Source organism: Dietzia sp. E1 (genome assembly GCF_014145015.1).
Classification (GTDB): Bacteria; Actinomycetota; Actinomycetes; order Mycobacteriales; family Mycobacteriaceae; genus Dietzia; species Dietzia cinnamea_A.
The window spans coordinates 1-2,296 of the sequence record NZ_JAALDU010000237.1 but is presented as its reverse complement, the minus strand read 5'-3'; the positions used below and the strand labels follow the sequence as shown (position 1 = coordinate 2,296).

Annotated in this window: 2 protein-coding genes; one reads left to right on the top strand and one right to left on the bottom strand. The window is 64.8% G+C overall.

Going from position 1 to position 2,296, the window contains the following annotated elements:
• Positions 1–819: 819 nt before the first annotated feature.
• Positions 820–1,440 carry a hypothetical protein gene (locus tag G6030_RS08800; protein ID WP_182642872.1) on the top strand — a complete coding sequence of 207 codons (621 nt, stop codon included), beginning with the start codon at positions 820–822 and terminating at the stop codon, positions 1,438–1,440.
• Positions 1,441–1,664: 224 nt separating this feature from the next.
• Here the strand turns inward: G6030_RS08800 and G6030_RS08795 are convergent.
• On the bottom strand, positions 1,665–2,296 hold a 632-nt coding region (locus tag G6030_RS08795; protein ID WP_182642871.1), incomplete at its 5' end, for a HAMP domain-containing sensor histidine kinase.

Genomic DNA, 2,296 nt, shown 5'->3' with positions numbered 1-2,296 from the left:
CGCCGGCCGGGCGACGGGCGGCGCCGGCGACGCAGCAGCCGGGTGGCACGACGACGCGGTCCGGAGCCGACGGGTCAGTGGCGCCGGCGGGCTCGGCGACGTCGGAAGGACCGGAGATGTCAGCAGTGTCGCCGACGACAGGCCCGAGGCGGTCGAGGGCGGGCGCGGTCACGTCGAGGCCGCCGGTCGAGAACGGCGGGACACGGAGCCCGGAGAATCAAGACCTGCGACTACGTCACGTCGCACGTCGCCGACCCCTTCTGACCCGGCCGCCGTGTCCGCCAAGTGCCGATAATCTACATTATGACAAGCTGAAGTCTGCGTACTGCGTCAGATGAATCAACTGCGAGGTCTTGAGCTCCCCTCTCGTGGGTGGCACCGGTCATGGTTTCGGCCTGCGGAGTCGACTGCTTTCGGGTGCTGCCGCTGGCGCTTCTCGACGCGGACACCGGATGTCGAGGCAGTCAGATGACGATCTGTGGCACCTCGTTGACCTGCAGGGGTTCCCGTAAAGGGTCATCGGTTGAATCATTGATTCACCAGATGAGACCGGCGAATCCAGACGGACGCTGGAGTCGCCGTCGGCGTGCACACTCCGCCACCACGAGCCGGGTGGTACTTAGGAATACGCTGGGCCCCGATACGCAGAGCGTCGGTTGAAGTTTGGTCGATGCCGTAACAGCCCTCCCCTCGACGGCGGTAACGAGCTCCAGCAACTACGGCGTAACGCTCGGCAGCAGAGCTTCGCGTCTTAAATCAACGTGCGGCGTAAGATCGGCGACTCCGAATCGCCGTAGTGGATGCCCGTAACCTCGGGATATGGAGAAGAACGGGACGTTGCGCGATCGACACCGAGTCTTCTGGCGGGCCATTGATGTTCTCGCGGTTCTCGCACTTGTTGCGTACCTCTGGGTGCTCACCGACTGGTGGACGGCGGGCCTGGGGAACATAGGACCGGCCTACCGGGCATTGATTCTGCTGAGCTGTGCGGGGACCGCGGTCTTGAGTGGCATCGCCTGGATTATCAAGGCGATATTGGCAGCAAGAACCGGGCCGATGCCTAGACACTTGCTCGCGCGGCCGGTGGCAGTAGTGATCATCGGAGCGATCGCACTATCTCCCGTCTGCACTCCGGACTTCGACCATTCCCGGCCCGAGTTCGACGCGGTGGCCGCGCAGATCCGCCGGGACGGTTCGGTAAGCGCCGACTACAGCGAGACCGATCGCGGAGCCAGGCGGATAGGTTCGGAGGAAGTCGTCAGGATCAGGCTGCACGACGGGGAAGTGTACTTTTCGACTACCCGTGATTCGTATGCGTGGCATTCCCACGGGTGGGTTTACAGCCAAGACGGACCGCCCGAGTCGCTGGCGTCGATGTTCCAGGGTTACGAGATCGAGGGTCTCGACGGAGGCTGGTACCGCTTCCACGGATGGCTGTGAGGGAGAAATTGCGTTCCAGGGATCGGCTACCGACTCGAATATGCACGAACTTGATACACAGACCTTCCACTTGGCGTCCGGGGGCGTCCTCCGGTCAACTTCAGCGGCCAGACATCCGCTGCCGTTATCCGCTGATTCTGTAGCACTGGGAAGGGAGATTCACTGTCAGTGTGAGTGCAGGTCGGGGCGACCCATCAGATTGAGCCTCCGGTGTTGTGCGCGCGTCATCCGGCGGGCAGGTCGACGTTGAAACGGGCGCCGTGGCCCGGGCCGTGACTGGTGACGCGGATGCGTCCTCCGTGTGCGTCGACGAGTGCTCGGGTGATCGCGAGGCCGATTCCGCTGCCGCCGGCGGTTCGGCCTCGGGCGGGGTCGGCGCGGTAGAAGCGGTCGAAGAGGTGGTCGAGGTGCTCGGCGGCGATTCCGTCTCCGGTGTCGGAGACGGTGATGGTGACGGTTCCCGGGTCCGGGCGGTGGCTGCTGAGGGTGACGGTCCCGCCGGGTGGGGTGTGGCGCAGCGCGTTGTCGAGGAGGTTGGCCAGTGCCTGTCCGATGCGGTCGGCATCGACGGTGACTGCGACCGGGTCGATCTCACGTAGATGTAGGTGCACGCCTTTGTCGAGGTAGCGTTCGCGTGCTGCCTCGGCGGCAGTGGCTATGAGGGCGTCTGTGGTGGTCGTGGTCGGGTGTAGTCGGGTGAGGTGTTCTTCTGCGTCGGAGACGGCGACGATGTCCGCGGCGAGGCGTTCGAGACGTCTGGTGGCCGCCCGCAGCACCTGTCTGGTGGTCTCGTCGAAGCTGCGCACGCCGTCGTCGATGGCCTCGAGGTAGGAGTCGATGGTGGCCAGCGGGGTGC